This window comes from Peribacillus sp. NPDC096448, assembly GCF_044762675.1.
In the GTDB taxonomy this organism is placed as follows: Bacteria; Bacillota; Bacilli; order Bacillales; family DSM-1321; genus Peribacillus; species Peribacillus frigoritolerans_B.
Genome location: NZ_JBIWEU010000003.1, coordinates 102908 through 123765, shown reverse-complemented (window position 1 = coordinate 123765; position 20858 = coordinate 102908). Strand labels below are relative to the sequence as shown.

At 40.0% G+C, this 20858-nt stretch carries 24 protein-coding genes and 1 pseudogene; 17 read left to right on the top strand and 8 right to left on the bottom strand.

Features of this window, described 5'->3' with window-relative positions:
* Nucleotides 1-117: 117 nt before the first annotated feature.
* Entirely contained in the window at nt 118-1257 is a 1140-nt protein-coding gene (locus tag ACIQ0C_RS06770) for a DUF4179 domain-containing protein (protein WP_403058387.1), read from the bottom strand.
* The gene (locus ACIQ0C_RS06765; protein ID WP_402837980.1) at nt 1254-1820 is read right to left on the bottom strand and encodes a sigma-70 family RNA polymerase sigma factor; all 567 of its coding nucleotides are present in this window, start codon (nt 1818-1820) and stop codon (nt 1254-1256) included. The genes ACIQ0C_RS06770 and ACIQ0C_RS06765 overlap by 4 nt, the downstream gene beginning before the upstream one ends.
* Before the next feature lie 370 nt (nt 1821-2190).
* Here ACIQ0C_RS06765 and ACIQ0C_RS06760 point away from each other — a divergent pair, with 370 nt between their 5' ends.
* The 6 genes from ACIQ0C_RS06760 to ACIQ0C_RS06735 all read left to right on the top strand — a co-directional run bounded on the left by ACIQ0C_RS06760 (nt 2191) and on the right by ACIQ0C_RS06735 (nt 7474).
* A complete protein-coding gene (locus ACIQ0C_RS06760) occupies nt 2191-2700 on the top strand; it encodes a GNAT family N-acetyltransferase (protein ID WP_403058999.1) in 510 nt (169 codons plus the stop codon).
* Nucleotides 2701-2908: 208 nt separating this feature from the next.
* On the top strand, nt 2909-3367 hold the full coding sequence (locus tag ACIQ0C_RS06755) for a VOC family protein (protein WP_402837978.1): 459 nt from the start codon (nt 2909-2911) through the stop codon (nt 3365-3367).
* Nucleotides 3368-3464: 97 nt separating this feature from the next.
* Entirely contained in the window at nt 3465-5069 is a 1605-nt protein-coding gene (locus ACIQ0C_RS06750; RefSeq protein ID WP_403058384.1) for an ATP-binding protein, read from the top strand.
* 2 nt (nt 5070-5071) lie between these two features.
* On the top strand, nt 5072-5776 hold the full coding sequence (locus ACIQ0C_RS06745) for a response regulator (RefSeq protein ID WP_403058381.1): 705 nt from the start codon (nt 5072-5074) through the stop codon (nt 5774-5776).
* A gap of 174 nt (nt 5777-5950) precedes the next feature.
* Nucleotides 5951-7261, top strand: coding sequence for a CitMHS family transporter (locus ACIQ0C_RS06740; RefSeq protein WP_403058378.1), 1311 nt, complete (start codon nt 5951-5953; stop codon nt 7259-7261).
* 66 nt (nt 7262-7327) lie between these two features.
* The gene (locus ACIQ0C_RS06735; protein ID WP_402837970.1) at nt 7328-7474 is read left to right on the top strand and encodes a hypothetical protein; all 147 of its coding nucleotides are present in this window, start codon (nt 7328-7330) and stop codon (nt 7472-7474) included.
* A gap of 166 nt (nt 7475-7640) precedes the next feature.
* Here the strand turns inward: ACIQ0C_RS06735 and yyaC are convergent, their stop codons facing one another.
* Nucleotides 7641-8216, bottom strand: coding sequence for a spore protease YyaC (gene yyaC, locus ACIQ0C_RS06730; protein ID WP_403058375.1), 576 nt, complete (start codon nt 8214-8216; stop codon nt 7641-7643).
* 245 nt (nt 8217-8461) lie between these two features.
* Here yyaC and ACIQ0C_RS06725 point away from each other — a divergent pair, with 245 nt between their 5' ends.
* Both ACIQ0C_RS06725 and ACIQ0C_RS06720 read left to right on the top strand, forming a co-directional pair.
* Nucleotides 8462-9322 (top strand): pentapeptide repeat-containing protein, encoded by an 861-nt coding sequence (locus ACIQ0C_RS06725; RefSeq protein ID WP_403058372.1) that lies wholly within the window; start codon nt 8462-8464, stop codon nt 9320-9322.
* A gap of 363 nt (nt 9323-9685) precedes the next feature.
* The gene (locus ACIQ0C_RS06720; protein WP_403058369.1) at nt 9686-10423 is read left to right on the top strand and encodes a MerR family transcriptional regulator; all 738 of its coding nucleotides are present in this window, start codon (nt 9686-9688) and stop codon (nt 10421-10423) included.
* A 49-nt stretch (nt 10424-10472) separates the two neighbouring features.
* Here ACIQ0C_RS06720 and ACIQ0C_RS06715 read toward each other — a convergent pair whose 3' ends face one another.
* Complete coding sequence (locus tag ACIQ0C_RS06715) at nt 10473-10907, bottom strand: hypothetical protein (RefSeq protein ID WP_403058366.1); 435 nt, start codon at nt 10905-10907, stop codon at nt 10473-10475.
* Between the two features lie 85 nt (nt 10908-10992).
* On the opposite strand from ACIQ0C_RS06715, the gene ACIQ0C_RS06710 reads away from it, so the two are divergent.
* A complete protein-coding gene (locus ACIQ0C_RS06710) occupies nt 10993-11415 on the top strand; it encodes a UPF0715 family protein (protein ID WP_403058363.1) in 423 nt (140 codons plus the stop codon).
* Between the two features lie 218 nt (nt 11416-11633).
* On the opposite strand, the gene ACIQ0C_RS06705 is transcribed toward ACIQ0C_RS06710, so the two are convergent.
* Complete coding sequence (locus ACIQ0C_RS06705; RefSeq protein ID WP_402837964.1) at nt 11634-12314, bottom strand: copper homeostasis protein CutC; 681 nt, start codon at nt 12312-12314, stop codon at nt 11634-11636.
* Nucleotides 12315-12543: 229 nt separating this feature from the next.
* On the opposite strand from ACIQ0C_RS06705, the gene ACIQ0C_RS06700 reads away from it, so the two are divergent.
* The 3 genes from ACIQ0C_RS06700 (at nt 12544) to ACIQ0C_RS06690 (ending at nt 14336) form a co-directional block, all read left to right on the top strand.
* Nucleotides 12544-12810 (top strand): transporter suffix domain-containing protein, encoded by a 267-nt coding sequence (locus ACIQ0C_RS06700; protein ID WP_230176643.1) that lies wholly within the window; start codon nt 12544-12546, stop codon nt 12808-12810.
* Nucleotides 12811-13348: 538 nt separating this feature from the next.
* Complete coding sequence (locus ACIQ0C_RS06695) at nt 13349-13810, top strand: DUF2690 domain-containing protein (protein ID WP_403058360.1); 462 nt, start codon at nt 13349-13351, stop codon at nt 13808-13810.
* A gap of 82 nt (nt 13811-13892) precedes the next feature.
* Nucleotides 13893-14336 carry a DUF2690 domain-containing protein gene (locus ACIQ0C_RS06690; RefSeq protein WP_403058997.1) on the top strand — a complete coding sequence of 148 codons (444 nt, stop codon included), beginning with the start codon at nt 13893-13895 and terminating at the stop codon, nt 14334-14336.
* Between the two features lie 63 nt (nt 14337-14399).
* On the opposite strand, the gene ACIQ0C_RS06685 is transcribed toward ACIQ0C_RS06690, so the two are convergent.
* Entirely contained in the window at nt 14400-14924 is a 525-nt protein-coding gene (locus tag ACIQ0C_RS06685) for a methylated-DNA--[protein]-cysteine S-methyltransferase (RefSeq protein ID WP_403058357.1), read from the bottom strand.
* Nucleotides 14914-15510 (bottom strand): bifunctional transcriptional activator/DNA repair enzyme AdaA, encoded by a 597-nt coding sequence (locus ACIQ0C_RS06680; protein WP_403058354.1) that lies wholly within the window; start codon nt 15508-15510, stop codon nt 14914-14916. Before ACIQ0C_RS06680 ends, ACIQ0C_RS06685 begins: the two co-directional genes overlap by 11 nt.
* A gap of 190 nt (nt 15511-15700) precedes the next feature.
* On the opposite strand from ACIQ0C_RS06680, the gene ACIQ0C_RS06675 reads away from it, so the two are divergent.
* Complete coding sequence (locus tag ACIQ0C_RS06675; RefSeq protein ID WP_403058351.1) at nt 15701-16627, top strand: DNA-3-methyladenine glycosylase family protein; 927 nt, start codon at nt 15701-15703, stop codon at nt 16625-16627.
* Nucleotides 16628-16784: 157 nt separating this feature from the next.
* Here the strand turns inward: ACIQ0C_RS06675 and ACIQ0C_RS06670 are convergent, their stop codons facing one another.
* Nucleotides 16785-16946, bottom strand: a complete 162-nt coding sequence (locus ACIQ0C_RS06670) for a hypothetical protein (RefSeq protein ID WP_403059031.1) — start codon at nt 16944-16946, stop codon at nt 16785-16787.
* Between ACIQ0C_RS06670 and ACIQ0C_RS06665 the strand changes: the two are divergent.
* The 4 genes and pseudogenes from ACIQ0C_RS06665 to ACIQ0C_RS06650 all read left to right on the top strand — a co-directional run bounded on the left by ACIQ0C_RS06665 (nt 16883) and on the right by ACIQ0C_RS06650 (nt 20736).
* A pseudogene (locus ACIQ0C_RS06665) lies at nt 16883-17180 on the top strand (transporter). The gene ACIQ0C_RS06670 and the pseudogene ACIQ0C_RS06665 sit on opposite strands and share 64 nt — an antisense overlap.
* 262 nt (nt 17181-17442) lie before the next feature.
* Complete coding sequence (locus ACIQ0C_RS06660; RefSeq protein ID WP_403058348.1) at nt 17443-19038, top strand: ATP-binding protein; 1596 nt, start codon at nt 17443-17445, stop codon at nt 19036-19038.
* Entirely contained in the window at nt 19032-19721 is a 690-nt protein-coding gene (locus ACIQ0C_RS06655; RefSeq protein ID WP_403058345.1) for a response regulator, read from the top strand. Before ACIQ0C_RS06660 ends, ACIQ0C_RS06655 begins: the two co-directional genes overlap by 7 nt.
* 133 nt (nt 19722-19854) lie before the next feature.
* Nucleotides 19855-20736, top strand: coding sequence for a helix-turn-helix transcriptional regulator (locus tag ACIQ0C_RS06650; protein ID WP_403058342.1), 882 nt, complete (start codon nt 19855-19857; stop codon nt 20734-20736).
* Nucleotides 20737-20858 lie beyond the last annotated feature (122 nt).

Sequence of the window (20858 nt, the reverse complement as noted above, 5' to 3'; positions counted from 1 at the left end):
AATTCATGTATGTATCCATATTCATGGACTGAATAAGAAGTCACAAAAAAGAGGTATACATGAACCTTTCTCCACTCTGGGATCTAGGGTTCAGTATACCTCTTGTAGGTAAAATTGCTATTTCTTCAAATCAATCACGATATCATCCAATACCAACTCTTTTGGAGCACTTCTTGGTTTTGTTGGGAAGGATGACACCTTTTCTTCACCATCTTCCGTTATGGTTACTTCTCCGTGGTTCTCTGAAGTGAAATTACGTAATGTTACATGTGGTGTCGCAATCAGTTGCGTAGCATCTGGATCGATTTTTTGAAATGTTTTGCTGAAGTTCAAATTATAAGAATCAATACCGCTTCCTCCGTTTTCTTGACCATCGTATACATTCCCTAAGTCATCTTTAATGGTCAATTCCACATAGGCTTCATCCCATTTGTTTTTGACTGAGTCGGACACTTCTTGATGATAATCAACCACAAAGGACATTGGCGAGATCGATAGTTTTTCGACGGATACTTTTACACCATGTTGATTCACACTTTTATTGACGAACCTCTCGTTACTTTCAGTTGCTTTTAGAGAGAAAGCAAAGTTCCAATTTCCTTTTATCTCTTTATCCATGTCGGTAATGCTAATCTTGTTTATATCCCAGTCTATATTTACTTTATCTACTTTAAGATCTTCTAAGTTACTAACCGTTAATAAGCCTACATATTTTTTATCAGCTACTTTTGAAATTCCATCCGATCCTCCTTGGGCTTTCATTTCTTTTATATTCGGGCTGGGAATAAGAAATGATCCGTCACCCAAATCTTCTTCGCTTTCAATAGTATAAGTGATGGTTACCGTTTTTCCGTCATAAATGGCGTCATTTATCGTGAAAGTAAGGCCATTGCTTTCTTCGGTAAAGCCAATTTCGTTAGAGTAGGCCTTATAATCACTATAAAGACCCTTTCCATCATTCTTGATATCATCGGAGAAACCTGAGTTTTCATTACTAAAATAGCTGAAAATATCCCCTATCAAAGGAATGCTTTTAGCAGAAGCGGTAAACGAGAATCCAATGGTTGCGGTGGATAACCCGAATATAATAGAAGCAGCCATAACATTCTTTTGCCAGCGTTTCATTTTTTTCTTTGTGCTTAATGATTTTTTTAGGGTCCTTTTGACTTTAGCTTTTTCTAGTTCGGTGACTTCCATTTCCTTAAATTCAGTTTCGTCTATGTCTATATCATTTAACAATTCATAAATATCCTTCATACGACACTGCCTCCTAACTTAAGATTCGTAGCTTTTTGACTTAGCTTCTTTTTTCCCCTATAAATTCGATTGTCTATTGATGCTTTGGTCAACCCGAGTTTTATCGAGATATCCTCATTTTTTAAACCAAGAAAGTACTTCATGATAAAAATATCCCGATCTACAGGTTCTAAAAGGTCAATTAACTGAAGCAGTTCTTTTCTGTCTTCCAGAATAATTAGTTCGTCTTCTGCAGATTTTTCTGGAACTACTTCTGTGTAACCTGATGTAAGCTCCATTTTCTTCATGGCTTTTCGGTAATAATCAATCGCTTTAAACTTAGCGATCGCACAAATCCATTTTCTGAAATCTGTTGTATCCCCATGGAACTTTTTTGAATGGTTCCATATTGAAAGAAAAATATCATTGATGCATTCTTCCATGACACCGTCGTTCTTAAGAGGAGAGAGAACCTTATATGTGACCCCCTTGATTAGTGGCAAATAGGTATCCACTATGAATTCCAATGCGTCTTCTTCTTGGCGTTGCAATCGCTTTATAAAATTTTTATCAGTAGACTTCATGACATGATTCCCCTTGTTTTTTTGTAAAAGCTTTTACACTTAATACAACGTGTGTAAAAAGATTTATTCTCAACAATCCTTGGATTTTTATAGAAGTTAGTCGGTATGATGATTCCAATCGCACTTGGAATGATATGGTATTGAGGGTATCAAATTTTGTCAGTATGCGACAGTGTTATCGATATAGACGGTATGTTGGTAAAATCGAACGATTAAAAATAGATTCTTTAACAAAAACACTTGATTGCTACTAAAGACTGTTGAATGAAAAATTATTCTAAATATATTCATCAGGAAGGATAAGCCCTTGGTTTTCTTGAATGATATATCAGGCTTATGCTTAGCGTTTTTTTGAAAGGATGAAAGAATGATGGATATATACATTGACAGACTTAATGAACGGGATGCACAAGCGTTATTTGCATTTGAATGCAATAATAGAAGGTTTTTCGAGCAAACGGTCCCAGGCCGGGGAGATGATTATTATAGCTTTGGAACGTTTGGAATCAGGCATAAGGAATTATTAAAAGAACAGGAAGATTCCATCTCCTCTTTTTATTTGATTAAGGATGGTTCAGGCATAATCGTCGGCAGGATTAATCTTGTGGATATCGACCCGATTAATGGTACAGCTCATGTCGGTTATAGAATCGGTGAAGCGTTTACGCAAAAAGGGATTGCGAACGAAGCTTTAAAGCTTTTGGTGAAGCTGGCGCCGGAATTGAATGTGACTCAAATACATGCCAAAACGACAAGCGACAATATCGCCTCCCAAAAGGTTTTGGTGAAAAACGGTTTTGAACGGATTTCGATTAATGAGGAAATGAGTGCGGATACGGGTCAAAAGCTAACATTCTACCATTATAGTTGGAACCTTTAAATCCATTTTCTTCTATATAATAGACTACATTCCACTTTTCTAATTGTGAAAAGAGGGGGAGGTAGCGGCTGTCACAGAAAGGACCTTCACTGTAAACTAACCGAGGATAGACCGCTTGACGGTCGCAAAGTACTTAAGAGTAAATAATCGCGAGATATTTTCCCGGCAAAAGAGTTCGTTTACTTAAAAGGAGAAAGGAGAATGTAATATGATAGAAGGTTTATATGAAGCCCATTTGCCAGTCAAGAACCTGGCCATCTCTATGGATTTTTATAAGAAAATAGGCTTGAAACTAGCTTGGAGGGATGAGGATACTGCCTTCTTTTGGATCGAGGAAAACAAAAGCTGGGTCGGCTTATGGGAAGGAAAGGAATATCAAACTCCATACCACCCTTCACTAAGGCATATCGCCTTTCGGGTAACTTATGATAATATGAAAAATGCATTAACTTGGCTTCAATCCTTGCAAATTGAAGTCGTCCCTTTTGGTAAAAGGACAACGATTGAACCTTTTGTGCGTCCGAACCAAGGAAACGCTTCCGTCTATTTCAATGATCCCGATGGCAATAGTCTCGAACTTATGTGTTCGATAAAAGTCCCTGATGCATATAAGCATATGACCGAAAAACTTTCACTTGCAGAATGGGAAGAACTATTAACCAGGTGAACTTTGTAAAGGAAAAGTTTCTCCCGCCCGTCTCAATCATTAATTTACTATACGAGTATGAGCAATCAATACGGAAAGGCTAAGGGCATAAATGTAGATGTTTAAAATTAGAGTGAACTTATTAACTCAAATGACATTACTTATCATATTCGTTGTTTTTATCAGTACCTTACTTGTGAGCATTCTATTCTCTACACTGCTGGAAGACATCGTCGAAAACCATATGGGTAGGCAAGCAATGACGGTGGCCAAATTAGCGGCTCAAAATCCAACGATCATCCAGGGATTTAACGATGAAGAGCCCTCAAAGGTGATTCAACCCGCATCAGAAATGATTCGTCAAACAACAGGTGCCGATTATGTAACCATTGCGAACGATAAAGGACTACGATACTCCCATCCCAATCCAGAATATATCGGGAAGCCTACGGCTACTAGTAATGATGCAGTTCTCAATGAACACAAAGCAATTATTTATCAAGGAAATGGGATATCGGGACCAGCGATTAAAGCTAAGGCGCCTATCTGGAATGATAAAGGGGAAGTTATCGGTGTTTCATCTGTAGGGTTTTTGGTAGAGAATGTGCAAGATCAACTATCCAATTATAAAATGAAGATTATTCATTTGTCACTTATCCCAATCAGTGTAGGAATCGTGTGGGCAATATTTATAGCGCGACGCTTAAAAAAGCTTATTTTAGGTTTAGAGCCTGAGGAAATTTCTTTTCTTTTTCAAGAAAGGGAAGCGACACTTGATGCCATCCGATATGCTACCATTACGATTAATATTGAAAAACAGGTTACTTCCATGAATAAGAGAGCACGTGAATTGTTTCATGATCATCAGCTTATGGTGGGAAAGCGGATTGTAAATGGACATTTAGAAAAACTCATCAAAATAGTGATCAGCACAAAGGAGGGACAGTTCAATCGTAAGTTACTCTTAGGCCAACAGCTATACATTTTGGATTTATCCCCTATCTTAAATCATAATGACGTCAGGGGCATTGTCTTAACAATAAGAACAGTATCCGAAATTGAACAATTAACAGATGAATTTTCAGAAATCAAGGCCTTTTCAGAAAATATGCGGGCACAAAATCATGAGTTTTTAAATAAATTAAATACCATTTATGGATTACTTAGTTTAAAACAGTATGATAGGGCAATGAACATAATCTCCTCTGAAGTGAGAGAGAGGCAAGATATCATTTCGTTTCTTATGTCATCGGTAAAGGACCCTTTAATCGCCGCCTGTTTACTTGGAAAGATAAACCGTTCAAAAGAATTGCAGGTTATCTTAGAAATAGAGCAGGAAAGCAATTTAAACAGTTCATTAAAACCTGAGGATTCCCATCACTTGGTTTCCGTTATTGGTAATGTCATCGATAATGCGATGGAGGCAGCACGGCAAAAGAACAAAAATAAGGGACAGGTCAAAGTTTCGTTTACGGATTTAGGAAACGAAATTATATTTGATATCGAGGATAACGGTCCTGGTATCCCTCATGCAATGGAGGATATTATTTTTACAGATGGTTATACGACTAAAAATGGGGAAAATCATGGGATCGGTTTGGCCATTGTAAAAAACTCCCTTGGTCTTTTAAGCGGTGAAATTTATATTGATCGTAGTTATTTGGGCGGAGCAAGATTTACAATCGTCTTCCCGAAGGATATTAAAGCAGAGAAGGAGGCGTGAGAATGTCCGAAGGACCGATTACAGTTGTCATTGTTGAAGATGACGAGAATGCAGTGAATATATATAAACAATTTACGAATCAACTAGATCAATTTACTGTCATTGCTACAGCTAGCACAGGCAAGCAAGCACTGAATATATTGCATGCCGCACAACCGGACTTAATTTTATTGGATATCTTTTTACCTGATATGAATGGAATTGACCTTCTTCGGGAAATTAGGAAGGAATACCGGGGGATTGATGTAATTCTGATCACCGCCGCGAACGATACCGAAACAGTCAGTGAAGCGATTAGGGGAGGGGCTTTTGGATACCTTATAAAACCGATCATTATCGATAAGCTTCTTGTGACGCTCAACCAATACGACCTGACGAGACGGCAGTTGCATAATAGCGACTTGGTAAATCAAGATAAAGTGGATACTCTTTTTCGGACCATAAGTAATTCAAATACAGCAAATGATGTCCAAATAAATTCTCTTCCCAAGGGGATAGACAAACATACCCTGAAAATGGTCAGAAGTAAGATTCAAAACGTCAATGGCAGTTTAAACGCTGATGAACTAGGCCGGCTCGTTGGAATTAGTTATTCAACCATGCGCAGATACCTGGAGTATTTAGTTTCCTGTGATGAAATGGAAGTTGAGGTTTTGTATGGAAGCATTGGAAGGCCGGAAAGAAAATATAAAATAAAACACATTTAAATCCCAGTTGATGAAATTCGTTTTCATCAATGGGATTTTTTTCGTTTTCAGGCGTGAAAAAAATGAATAAAACTATTATTACTTTCTTTATATGTGAATAACGCTTAATGGATGATAGTCTCTAAAGAAAGCGCTATCAAAACAAGATGGCTATAAACAGAAGGGAGCTTGAAGATGTTATCCATTTTAGGATTTTCGATGATTGCAGTATTCATGTATTTAATTATGTCGAAGCGACTATCGGCACTAGTGGCCATTATGCTCGTTCCAATCATATTTGGAGTGATTGGAGGATTTTTTACAGAGCTGGGACCCATGATGCAGGATGGTGTTGAAGGTATAGCTTCAACAGCCATAATGATTTTGTTTGCGATTTTATATTTTGGAATAATGATAGATTCCGGTTTATTCGATCCTCTTATTTCTAAAATATTGAAAATAGTAAAAGGAGATCCTTTAAAAATAGTTTTAGGTACCGCTATTCTCTCAATGACCGTCGCATTAGATGGGGACGGGACAACTACTTACATCATTACTGTCTCAGCGCTTTTGCCCCTTTATAAGCGCCTGGGCATGAACAAAATAATATTAGCCACTGTAGCCATGCTATCCATGGGTGTAATGAATATGACACCGTGGGGGGGAGCTTCCGCTATGGCGATGGCATCGTTGAACCTTGACGCTTCGGAATTGTTCTTGCCAATGATTCCTGTCATGGGATTTGGCCTTATTTGGGTTCTTGTCGTGGCTTTTATATTGGGAAAAGGGGAACGAAAGAGATTGGGCGTAGTCGAGATCCAGCATAATCACACAAATGAAATGAACTCGAAGGCCAATTCCGAGTTAGCGGCAACAACGGTTTCCCGTGATTATCGCAGGCCGAAATTGGTCTGGTTCAACTTCATTTTAACGATTGTGCTGATGGCATCATTAATCATTGATTTTATGTCTTTGACCATTTTATTCATGATTGCTTTCGCCGTCGCGTTATTGGTCAATTATCCTGATTTGAAAGATCAGCAGGATAGAATCGCTGTTCATTCGAAAAATGCATTGGCCGTCGTTTCAATTGTCATTGCAGCAGGGATTTTTACCGGCATCATGTCTGGAACGAAAATGATTGATGCAATGGCCATTACGTTGGTCTCTTTAATCCCGGAATCTTTTGGACCATTTTTACCGGTTATTGTTGCGTATGCCAGTGCCCCATTTACTTTCTTTATGTCCAATAATGCATTCTATTTTGGCGTACTTCCCATTATCGCACAAGCCGCTGATGCTTATGGAATTAGCGCGGCAGAAATAGGGCGTGCCTCATTAATAGGACAGCCGATACACGTATTGAGTCCTTTGGTAGCTGCAGCACATTTGCTAATAGGTTTAGTTGGCACTGACTTCGGGGATTTACAGCGGTTTGCCGTAAAATGGGCATTAGGGACTGTCACTGTCATGACAATAGCAGCGATAATCCTGGGAGTCATTTAGTAAAACGGCAGGTTACTCTTTCTTGCAGATCGTGCAAATCGATATTTTAAAAATGGAGGGTTTTCAATGTGGATCATCACACTCTATAAAAGTAGAGGCATTGTAATGTATGAATTTGAAACAGAACAAGCAGCAAGGGATGTTTTCTGTAATATTCAGGGGAATAAGATTCTTTCAGAAGTTATTTACTTTAATGACCCAGGTTTAGGATGATAAATCAATGAATAGTAGGGTTAATTCAAAAATAGGTTATTGTGAAAGAAAAAAGTGGAACTTACAAAAATATGCATGATTAAAACGCACATCATGGGAGTGTCCTTCAAGACTATGCATTTCATCGTTTACCCCGAAAAGCTGAAGCTTTATTGGGGTTTTCCTATTATTTTAGACTTTTAACAATGATTTTTGTGGTAATCTTCGCCAGGTTCATGACAGTATCCAGTCTTGTATCATTTAGAGATTGTTTGGGCAAAAGGGGATCTAAATAATTTACGACGGCTTTTAGGTGATAATCACCCAATTCAGGTAAGGATTTATTCATCGCTTCACCAGGGCTAAAAGGACCTTTTGTCAGAATAATAGAACCGATTTGATGATAACCACCTAAGCAAGCATCGATACCAAAAATAAAGGGATTTTTAAATTGCTTTTTTATTTCTTTCAAAACACTTTTCAAATTAAGGGCGTGAACAGGTTCTGCGAGTGTTCCGAAGACATGATAAGGGACTTGGTGTTCTCTTAGCATCGTCCCTACTAAAGGCCCGAATGAATCTCCTATGGATCGATCTGAGCCAATACATAAAAAGATGATCTCTTTGGACGTTGGCCGAAGAACTCTTGCGATTCGAAAAGACATTTCGTCCATTTCTCCTTCTGCATTTGTATCCAACGTAAAGTTGCAATACTGCATTTCTTTTATTGTCTCCCCTTTTTTCCTGCCATCATAAGGATACATGCCTACACCCCCTAGAGTACCGTGATCTTGAATAAATTATAACATGATTATGGAAATCACTTGCTTCCCGCTAATGATTAATTTCAGCCGCCATTTCAAGTGGAATATCATTTCTTGTTTATATGTATTTTGTTAATATATAGATTAATTGGTTTTTTTGGTAAAGTGAAAACAAAAAAATATACTGTATGAAACTTTTGATTTTAGAAAAGCAGAGCCAGTGTTTTATAGAAGGAAGTGTAAGAATGTTTAATCAATTAACGAATAACGATGGTATCCTTAATCAATTACGTGCAGACTGTGAGAATTGTTTCGGTTTGTGCTGTGTAGCTTTGCCTTATGCAAAATCTGCTGATTTTGCATTTGATAAAGATGGAGGTACACCATGTTCAAACCTGCAATCAGATTATCGTTGCGGCATCCATGAAAATCTCAGAGCAAAAGGGTATAAAGGCTGCACGGTATATGAATGTTTCGGTGCCGGTCAAAAGGTATCCCAACTAACCTATGATGGAAAAGATTGGAGGGACAATCCAGCGTCAGCAAAGGAAATGTTCGAAGTTTTTATGCAACAACTCCATGAAATGCTTTGCTACTTAAATGAAGCACTGAATTTAGAAGATGCGCAACCCCTTCACCGAGAATTGCAGGCCGCATTTGATGACACGGAATATCTCACTAAGCAAAGTCCAAAGTCTATCATGGACCTGAATGTACCAGCCCATAGAGCGATCGTTAATGATTTACTTCTGCGCACAAGTGAACTGGTACGTGCCAAGGTTTCATTTAAGAAAAATAAAAATTCAAAAAAACAGAACAAAATAGGCAGGGGAAGTGACCTGATTGGTGCAAAATTGAGAGGTGCTGACCTTAGGGGAGCGAACTTAAGAGGAGCTTTGCTTATTGCATCCGACCTCAGGGAAGCCGACATGAGAGTGACGGACCTTATCGGTGCAGACTTTAGGGACGCTGATTTAAGCGGTGCCGACCTCACCGGAAGTTTCTTCATCACACAAGCACAGATTAACTCGGCTAAAGGCGACACGAAGACAAAATTACCGCTCTCATTAAGCATTCCCAATCATTGGAGGAAGAAAGATAGCTAAGATCGAAGCGAACTTTCAAGCAGAGCAAACGCTTTATAAGGAAATTGTTTAATTCACGAGTAAAAGGCGGAAACTTACGAGTAAAAGTGTAAAACTCACGAGTAAAAGGCGGAAACTCACGAGTAAAAGCGTAAAACTCACGAGTAATGGGAAATTTAATACATAGTGAACATCAACAGCGGTCAAGTAAATTAGATTTGGCTTTAATCCGAAGCTTTTACAAAGAGTGAACTCTACTAACATGCGATTCTTCATTAGGAAGGATCGTCTTTTAAATTTGGGCGGAAAATTTTCATTTTTCCATTTGACTCTGACGTTGCGTAATACCTTAATGTAAATGATATCGAAAGGAGGTAAGAAGCAGTGGCAATGAAAGTGAAAGAGCTAGCCGATTTGGTTGGCATTAGTGTGCGGACACTGCATTATTATGATGAAATCGGGTTATTATCGCCAGAGGAAATAACCGAGGCAGGTTATCGCCTTTATTCGAATGATAATCTTGAGATGTTGCAGCAAATCCTGTTTTTCAGGGAACTTGGCATGCCATTAAAGGAAATAAAACAAATGATAAGCAGCTCTTCGTTTGATAAACAAGATGCGTTGAAGCAACATCAAAAAAAGTTACTGGAGAAACGCAGTCAGCTCGATAAATTAATTAAGACGGTCGAAAAATCGATTAAGCATATGAAAGGGGAAATTCAGATGACGAATAAAGAAAAATTTGAAGGATTTGACTTCAGTCAGAATCCATATGAAGAAGAAGCTCGCAAGCTTTGGGGGGATAATGCTGTCGATGAGTCGAAGGCTAAAGTGGCGGGCATGTCCAAAGATGCACAGAAAGTTGTATCGGAGATCTATTTAAAACTTGCGTCAATCCGAAATGCTTCGCCCAAGTCGGAGGAGGCACAAGAGGCCATTAAAGAATGGTATGATTGTTTGAACAATAACTTCGGCACATACTCGCTGGATGCTTTCAAAGGATTAGGTCAAATGTACGTGGAGGATCAACGCTTCACCAAAAATATCGACCAATATGGTGAAGGATTGGCAAAATTCATGTGTGATGCGATGGGGCACTTTGCGGATTCTAACAAAAATTAATTCTCAAGATTAAGAAATTCCATGATGGAAGGTTGCTCCGGCAACCTTCTTATTTTGGAGTGATATCAGGCAATATCGAACCCCTATGGTCTATACCCGTATGAAAAACTGAATATGAAAATGAAAAGTAAAAAAACGGCCAATGATGGAATGAACTAACTAGCACCCATCCTTTCGCTTCCTTACTTTTCACACTTGTGAACCATTTAAAATAAATGAACAGGAGAATTATTAAAAAGGACCATAAATAATAACCAGTCATAGTGTCGACCCAGGCTGAATTTTTATCCCAGTAGGCGTCAGGCACAGGAGTGATATTTTCATACTGTTTATCGATTTTATTTTTTGTGGTAATGAAGATATAGGAAATGACGGAGTAATAAACGACAATGCCGGCTTTTAACAACCAGGGTAAGAATCTATTGGAAATGACTATTAAAAAGATGATGGCCAGAAACACGAATAATTCGATATAGAACTCCAAAATAAAAACACCTCATTTTATATAGTATAATGATTATGTAAAAAATCCCCATTATATTATTATAGACTGCGAGGTACTGGTTAAAATGGAACTTTGGAAAATGAGTCAAAAGGTTTCGGAGCTAAGCGATGTGATCCCTTCTTATTTTTTTAGTCTAGTTTCTTCCTGTCTGTCGCTTTCCACGGTGTTGGTTATATTTAGCGTGGGTACCTGGGGGGTGCTTGGCATTATCGTGTTTTCTTTTTATGTCGTTATCCCTTATTTATTATTTGCTGTTCCGGTACAGGTCCTTTTTAATAAACATCCTAAAAAATTCAGTTTAATCTATTTTAGCCTTTATATTTTTTTCTCTTTGCTGGCTGTATTCATTTATAGTTCGGTGCTTAATTTTGACTTCAGTATGGATGTTTTAACTACAATGGATTACTATGCAATAAGCCTTTTAGCGGCACTGTTATTTTGGTTTTGGGACTCGGTCTTTTTACAAAAAAAGAGCGCTGCATCATAAAAAGGGACCTTCAGACTGTAGACAAATCCGAACGGTGCTCCAGGCAATCGCTTTCCGCGGGCGGTCCGCCCCGGCGCCTTTGCGCCTGCGTGGGCTCTCCTGGACGCGTTTACCCGCAGGAGTCTCGCACCTTCCGTTTCATCAACTTTGATTTGAAATTTAGTTAGAACCCTTCTGTCTACAAACAGAAGGGACCAGTTAAATGGTCCCTTCCGGCATTATTTCTTTAACAGGTTTACGATTTCTTTAGCTTTTTCTAATGTTACTCCTTCAATGATACTGTTATTTTTCCGAACAGCCGTACCGAAATGATAGTGACCGGTATGCAGTTCGGAATGGATAGAAAGGATATTATCCTTATTTAAGCCGCTTCCAACCAATATTGCTATGTCGCCGCAGACTCTTTTCATTTGTTGAATCGTTTTCATGCGGCTGGGGAAATCCCCATGCCCGCCTGACGTCAATATCGTTGTGATTTCTGGATATTGTGCTAGCATTTCAGCTGAAATGACTGGGTCGTGCGTATCATCGATGGCTCGGTGGAATGTAATCTCCAAACCTTCACATACTGACAATAGTTCTTCGAGGTATGGTCGACTGATTTCATTTTTTTCATTTAATGCACCCAATACAACCCCGTTCGCTCCCAGTGATCGAATGATTTGTATATCTTTTTTCATGATTTCCAAATCCTTTTGCGTATAACAAAACGACTGGCTATGGGGCCTTACCATCACGTTGACTGGTATCTTCACTGAATTGACGGCAGCTTCTATCAGGGCGTGGCTTGGAGTTAATCCCCCCTCGGCTAAAGAACTGACAAGCTCGATTCGGTCTGCGCCCGATTCTTCGATTAAAAGTGCATCTTCTATCGTTGTGGCAATGAATTCAATGTACATTGGATTTTCCTTTCCTGCATGCAAGTGTTATATGAATATTAAATCCATTAAAAATCGTAAAGTCAATTCATTAATCGTTTTCCTCAAATGGAATATCTTTATTTCTCAAATTTATGAAACGAAATGGACATTCAAACGTATAAAAAAAGAATAGATTCAATGGTATATTTGAAAGTGGAATGTTCGGCGGGGGAATTATATGAAAATCATCATGACGGAGGTTATTTAATTGGATAAAGAAAGTAAGGAAATAAAGAAATCGAGGTTTTACAAAGTAGGGATGGGGTTCCTTATCATTTCCCTTCTCACTTGGATCATTCCTGTCGTAGCTCCTTTTACGCCATTTTCTACTGCGGTTAAAGCGGGGGTCATAACAGGTGCGATCGTCTTTGCGGAAGTCATGTTTTGGGCAGGAGCACTTTTGGTCGGGAAAGAAGTGGCCGCTAAATATAAGGGTTATTTAAACCCGAAAAATTGGAGAAAAGAAAAAGGATGAAGGAGCTTTGGCCCGAAGCGATGGACAAAGTGAATAGTAGGGATTTGAAATGAATCACGAAGGCCGGAGGATGATGATCGATCGATTTGCTGGACGGGATGAGTTCGTTCCGGTCGTTCCTTTTATGATAGCATCATTAGAGTGATCAGAGAAAACCTCGCTAAATGAAAATAAAGCCCTGACAAAACGATTCGAGTTTTGTCGGGGCTTTTCTTTTTTCTTGAAAAAAACATTAAGTACATCGTCCTGTATCTTTCCCGATCAACGGCAGCCTATTGGCTCGTTTTATTTCAGCTTGATACGCATAAGTCCTTAGTTGTTACCTTATTTGTCCTGGATGGCTCATAGGGATAATGACTTGTCTCGGTGATGTTCAGTCGATAAAGCGAGAAATACCGGACTGTAATGGTAATGGCAGGCTGCGACGTAAAGGCGAGGATGTAGTTTTTCGTGAACTAGGGAATTTATCACTTGTAAGAATATTACAAAATTGTAAGATGAACAGTGTATAAATTTTGTTAAGGGGATGAGTGAAATAATGAAAAAAATGGTTTTATGCATTTCATTTTTTGTTGCTTCTTTAGTCGTTTTTGGCTCCCTTGATTCTTTTGCGAGCAAAGCATCAGCCGAAACACACACCTATGATGGAAAAAGTCCTTACTATAATAATTGTGCGAATAGCGCAGTAACGAAGAAGGCCGTGAAAATTTATGCCAACGGTGCTTCTGCCAATTTGGAGTTGAAATTCAGCACAACGTGTAAAACGGCTTGGGCAAAGCTCACTCTTAGCAGACCGGCTAAAACAGATGGGGAGGCAACGGCTTTGGTTGTCCGAAATACTGATAATAAACAATTTAGCTGTGCATCTCCAGGAGGAAATGGTGAAATAAATAAAGGTCAAACGTCATGCTATACACCAATGGTATATGATTTAGATCCGCGAAAAGCAAAAGCGGTAGCTTTTTGGCCATATACGGCAGGCGAAACCGACTGGTATTAATGAAAAAGGAAAAAACTTCATCTATATTTTTTAAGAAAGGATGAATGAATTGAATAAAAAGCTAAAAATGATAGGTTTATCCATGGTGATGACACTGTCGATGTTTTTAGTCGACTTTGGATTTGGAAAAAATCAAGCTCTGGCCGAAACGCACACCTATGACGGAAAAAGTCCATACTATAATAGTTGTGCAAGTTCGGCGGTAACGAAGGATAAAAAATGGATCGATTCCAATTCGTACGTAGAATTGAAATTCAGCACTGTGTATAAAACCGCCTGGGCAAAAGTGACCGTAACACGCCCCGCCGTATACAACCGTGAAGCGGATGCCAGAATCGTCCGAAGTACGGATGGTAAGGCCTATACATGCTCCAGTTCCGGGGGCAATGGTGTGGTGAATATCGGTCAAACGTCATGCTATACACCAATGGTATATGACTATGACCCGCGCAAAGCGCAGGCCCAAGGGATACATGCGATCCCTAATAGTGATGCATATAATAAAGCGGTGACCATTTGGTACTAAAAAACAAAAATGAAAAGAAAGCATCCTTATGGCCGGATGCTTTTTTTTGCGGTCAGATTGTCCTTACGCTTTCATTTGTGCTTCCAATCGAAGTAGATATTGTTTCATTTCCGTACCTCCCCGGTAGCCGGTAATGGCCCCGTTTTTTCCGATAACCCGGTGACATGGCACGGTGATCAGAATAGGATTGGCACCAATGGCCGTACCAACCGCCCGAACAGCTGCAGGTCTTTGGATGATTTGGGCAATATCGGAATAGGAACAGGTTTTTCCATAGGGAATTTGATTCAGCGCTGCCCAAATTTCTTGTTGAAAGGGCGTGCCTTTTACATCTGTGGGAAGAGTGAAAGTCTGCCTGGTTCCTTCGAAATATTCTTGTAGTTCTTTTAGATAGGGATTTAATGCTTTTTCATTTTCAACAAGGTTCGCCATTGGAAAGCGTTTTTGTATCAAGGACTTCAATTCTTCATACGTTTGACCGGGAGAGCCTACATAGCAAAGCCCTTTTTCCGTCTTGGCCACATATAATTGCCACTTATCATAATGCAATATGGCCCAGTCAATGGTTTGTGCTTTATCATTCTTCATTTTCTTCACGCTCCAAAGCTTGGGTTTTGAGATATGCATTCCTATATCCTGAAGGGGTATTCCCCATTTTCCTTTTGAATAGCGTCATGAAATAGGGTGTACTAGAGAACCCGGCAGCGAAGCCTATTTCAGTTATCGGCAGCTCGGAGTTTTCCAGCAGCCTCGCCGCTTTTTCAAGGCGAAGCCGCTGAATGTATTCAGTGGGCGATATCCCTTTCATTCGCTTGAATGATCGTTGTAAATGATACGGGCTGCCGTGGGAAATATCCGCCAATTTGTTCAAAGTGAGGGGTTCACTGTAATGGGTGTCGATCCATTCGGCTATTTGTTCAACCCATTCTTCTGTCGGCAAATTCAGTCCTTCCGGTTTACATCGTTTGCAGGGCCGGAAATCTTCTTCCAAAGCCATCATGGCATTTTTGAAAATCTTCACGTTTTCCTTATTAGGCACCCTGGATTTACAGGAGGGCCTGCAAAAGATGCCCGTCGTAATCACTCCGTATAAAAAATGATCATCATATGCTGCATCACAATCTATAATGGCTTTCCAATATTCATTAGGGAAATCTGCTTTTTTCGGATTCACTACATTCACCTCTCCATTAAGTATACAAGAAAGGGCTGATATACAAACATTTTGAGAATATAAAAGCAAGATAACGTAATTGTTCGAGTTAGGGGAGATGACTATTTGTCTGTTAAAATAAGGGGGGTGAAGGAAAAAGCAAGATAGCGTATCGATTAGTCATTAGAATAAAGCTAAAGGAGGGAGCAGGATGATAGAGACATTATCAAATGATGAAGGCATGATTGAATTGAGGATTCATGCACCAAAGGAGTTTAGTTTTTCGGAAAATCTTAAATACTTATCAAGATCCTCCAATGAATGTCTGTTCGATATTGTTGATCAAAAAATTTATCGAGCACTTGATGTCGAAAACGAGACATTTTTAATAGAAATCAGTGCGATGAATGAAACGGAGCTGGCCGTTCGGTTTCCAGGACGAACAGCACCTATGGATAATCAGGTAAAGGCTGCTGTATCCCAATACGTTCGTCACTGGTTCGATCTTGATACAAATCTGCTTCCTTTTTATGAATTGGCCCAAAGTGACCCTTTATTGCAAAAGCCGGTAAGCCAATTCTTCGGTTTGAGAAATATGGGCATCCCTGATTTATTTGAAGCGATTGCCTGGGGAATACTAGGTCAGCAGATTAACTTGACTTATGCCTATACCTTGAAACGGAGGCTTGTGGAGGGATTTGGTGAATATGTTGAATTCGAAGGAAAGCAATACTGGCTGTTTCCGACGCCTGATGCAATCGCGAAATTGACCGTCGAAGATTTTGCCGATTTGAGGATGACGGTGAAGAAGTGTGAATATTTAATAGGTGTTGCTCAACTGATTGCAGAAGGGGAACTCACTAAAGAAAAGCTACTGATTGCAAAGGATGTAAAAGAGGCTGAAAAAATGCTGACCAAAATACGGGGAATCGGTCCGTGGACAGCGAACTATGTCTTGATGCGCTGTTTGCGTTTTCCAGCAGCCTTTCCCATCGATGACGTCGGGCTGCATAATTCCATGAAACTGGTCATGCAAACGGAAGCAAAACCAACGAAAGCGGAAATCCTGAAACGATCGGAAGCATGGGCCGATTGGGAATCCTATGCGACCTTCTATTTATGGAGATTACTATATTGAATCCTACTTCCGAGAAAAACAGCAAGATTCCTCGATATATTTCCATTTCCGGGGAAAAACCTGCGAGTAACGTCGATATATACCTATTTTCTAAGATAAGTTGCATTTCCAACCCAAAAACGTTGGGTCCATATATCATAACTTATTACATTCCATCTTATAGAGGTGAATGACCATGTATATGTACCCAACGTACATTATGAAGATCAAGCTTTTCTTGAACGGCAGTTTCCCGGTCTATCCGGCTTTCCGGGCATTCTCCCTCGTTTACCTCAATTTCCAGGTCGACCGGGACCACCGCCGAGTTCGCAAGCACCATCAGCTCCCCCGCCAGCGTTTATCCCCCAAAGACAATCGGCTTCAACATTTGCCGTAGATCCAGGTGCGATTTCATTTTGCCTGTTCAGGAATACTTTTATATGGCTAAACAATGTTGCGCGTTTCTGGTATTATTCCATTTTCGTCGGCTGTTGCCGGCTTCAGGTGGAATGGCAGGTTCTGGACGATTTTTGGCATCGATACAAGACAAATCAATTCATTTAGCTGTTTTTGAAAAAAATGCTCAAAGGAAATGTTTCCTTTGAGCATTTTATGTTTCAGATTGTTTTGCTTTCCAGTAAGAAAAGATATGGTAGCAAGACAGAAGCACCCCAAAGCGGTCGAAAGGAGATACAAGGTGGAAAATTCGCACCATGATCGGCTTGGACACTGAGAAATAAACGCCAACAATGTTCAATATTTAATAGAAATGGTAAAATCATTATGCTCCTATAAAATTTAGTGAATGAAAATGAAAATAGAGGATGCTGTTGAATATGAGGAAAGTATCGCTGGAAACTAAGATTCTCGGGTTAGTTCTATCGTTGAGCCTGTTTTTGATTCTGTTATTGACGACTTCTTTTTCCTATATGGAAGGAAGGCAAATAGCGAAGGATAAAGGTCAATTGGCGTTGGAACTTTCAAAGACGATAAGCTTCATGCCTACCGTTACAGAGGCCTTTGAAACGGATGATCCCGCTGGCATAATCCAGCCGATTGCCGAAAAGATCCGCAGGGAAACAGGTGCTGAGTTCATCGTTGTAGGGAATGCAGAGGGAATTCGCTATTCCCATCCGCTGGCTTCCGAAATTGGGAAGCGGATGGAAGGCGGGGACAATAGCAGGGCCATTCGGGAAGGCGAATATTATGTCTCCGAAGCGGCAGGATCACTCGGTCTTTCCATTCGGGGGAAGTCACCGGTATTCAATGAGGATGGAAAAATAATTGGGATCGTCTCCGTCGGTTTTTTGGTGGACGATGTCCGGGCCCAAATTTTCAAGGATTTGTCCAAGGAGATGGTTGTATCTTTAGTGGCCATCATGATATCGATCATCGGCAGTTATATGCTGGCAAGGAGCATACGTAAAGATACACTGGGGCTGGAACCATTTGAAATCGCCAATTTATATAAAGAAAAAAATGCAGTGCTTCAATCGGTGAAAGAGGGGATTCTGGCCATTGACCAAAATGGGTTGATTACCTCGATGAATCAGCCGGCGAAAAAATTACTGGATATTAAAGAGTCCGTTCGCCATTTGAACGTCGATGGCCTATTTCCTTCGAAATATTTGTTCGAGGTGCTGAAGTCCGGAGAACCGCAAGCGGATAAGGAGATTTCATGGGAAGACAAATCCGTTATCGTCAATTGTACGCCAATTTTCGATAGTGAAGGGGTAAGCGGTGTTGTCGCTTCGTTCCGTGATCGAACGGAAATTGAGGAAATGGTCAATACATTATCGGAAGTGAAGATGCATTCAGAGGATTTAAGGGCACAAACCCACGAATTTACCAATAAACTATATGTCCTTTCAGGTTTGATACAATTAGGGGAGTACGATGAAGCAATCGATATGATTCAAAGCGAAACTTCCGAATTGCATACCCTGAACCGTGTCGTGTTCGAACAGATAAAGGATACAAAAGTGCAAGCCCTGTTACTTGGCAAGATAGGGAAAGCATCGGAGAAGAAGATCATCTTTGAAATAGACGCACAAAGTTACCTAGAGAAACTGCCGGATCATATTAAATTGTCACAACTAACCTTGATTCTAGGCAACATTATCGATAATGCACTTGAAGCGGTTTCAAGCATGGAGGAGCCGCTCGTGAAATTTTTCGCCACTGATATAGGAAATGATATGGTATTTGAAGTGAGTGATAACGGAAAAGGAATACCTGAGGATGCCATCGCCCATATTTTCGATCGGGGTTTCACTTCGAAAAACAGCGGAAGTCCGAGTGGTTATGGACTTTCGAATGCTGATCATGTCGTAAAAGAGCTGGGCGGCATCATCGAAGTTCACAGCGGGGATGGAAACACCATATTCACCGTGTATCTTCCTAAAGAACAGAGAGGAGGGAAAGAATGCTGAAGATAAGAGCAGTCATCGCAGAAGATGATTTTCGTGTAGCGGATATCCATGAAAAATTCTTGAAAAACTTTGATGAAATAGAAGTGGTCGGAAAAGCTGTCAATGCCAAAAGAACGCTTCGGATTTTGGAACAAAAAAGCCCGGATTTGCTTTTGCTTGATGTTTATATGCCAGATCAGCTTGGTACAGACCTCCTTCCGGACATAAGGAAAAAATTCCCAAATGTGGATATCATCATGATTACCGCGGCAACGGATAAGGAACAACTTGAAAAGGCGCTTCACTATGGTGTAGAGAATTATTTAATTAAACCAGTGGAGATGCAGCGCTTCAACCAAGTTATCGAAGAGTATCTGAAGAAAGTCCATCTGATGAAATCGAAACAAGAAATAGATCAGGATTTTGTTGATCTCATTTTGAAAAAGGGTTCTTCCGTTTCGGAATCGAACGATGGGCCATCCTTGCCGAAAGGGGTCGACGAAATCACTTTGGCGAAAGTGATCGAGGTACTCGAAGCAAGCGATATCGGTTTGTCGGCTGAGCAAGTGAGCGGTCAGATCGGAGCTTCCAGGACAACCGCGAGACGCTATCTGGAATACTTGATATCCGTAAAGAAATGTAAAGCGGAAGTCGTATACGGGGTAGTGGGGAGACCTGAGCGAAGATATTATAAAATTCAATAGAATTAAGTGTGAAACACCTTCAAGATTGGAGGTGTTTTTTATGCATGCATGGTTTGAAAGATTATAAAAAAAGCAATATATGTCAAAAAAACGATGTTTTAATCTGTTATCTTATTCTTAAGGAGGTTCGGAAATGAGATACAGTCCCATCATCCAAAAAACGATTGAATATATAGAGAATAGCTTACAAGATGAATTGTGCTTGGAGAACATCGCTCGTTTCGCAGGTTTTTCGAAGTTTCATTATCATCGTATTTTTCACAAGGAGGTTGGCGTGACCGTATCAGAATATATTCGATATCGAAGGATCGCCAATGCAGCGAACATGCTGCTTTATACGGATGAAAAAATAATCGACATTGCTTTATATTACCGCTTTGAAACACAGGAATCCTTTACTCGTTCATTCAAGAAATATTATGACCTGCCGCCAGGGCAATATCGGAAACTCGTAAGTAAATTAACCTTGCAAAAGGAGGAAATGACGATGAAAAACGAACAATTATTAAAAGGCTGGAATTTAAGCGGGAGTCATCCATTCAATTATAAAATGGGAATTGACCGGGAGACTTTCCATAAAGGCCAGGCATCAGGATTCCTGAAATCCGTCACTGCGGAATCCAAGGAGGAATTTGCAACGATGATGCAGCAATTCAAGGCGGAAAATTACCTCGGTAAAAGAATGAAACTGTCGGGTTTTTTAAAATCAAAAGATGTTGATGGATTTTGTGGTTTATGGATGAGGGTGGATAATGCCCTTCATGATGTTTTGCAATTCGACAATATGGGGAATCGGCCCATCGTCAACGATACGGAATGGAACCATTATTATATTGTCCTGGATGTTCCCGAAAACAGTGCCATCATTTCATTCGGGGTCCTTCTTTCAGGGCGTGGCCAAGTATGGATCGATGAACTGGAATTCGAGGAAGTCAGTAACGATACACCAACGACCAATATAGATTACGGCTGTGACCTTTTGGATGGACCGGCAAATCTATCTTTTGAAGAATAAATGCGCAGCAGCATGACTTTGCCAGCATTGAAAATATAGTCAAAGTTTTCTTAATAATCATAACCATTTCCTTGAGGAACCCGCCATTCAACCCGGGGAGTGGCGTTCGGTTCTGCCTCGAA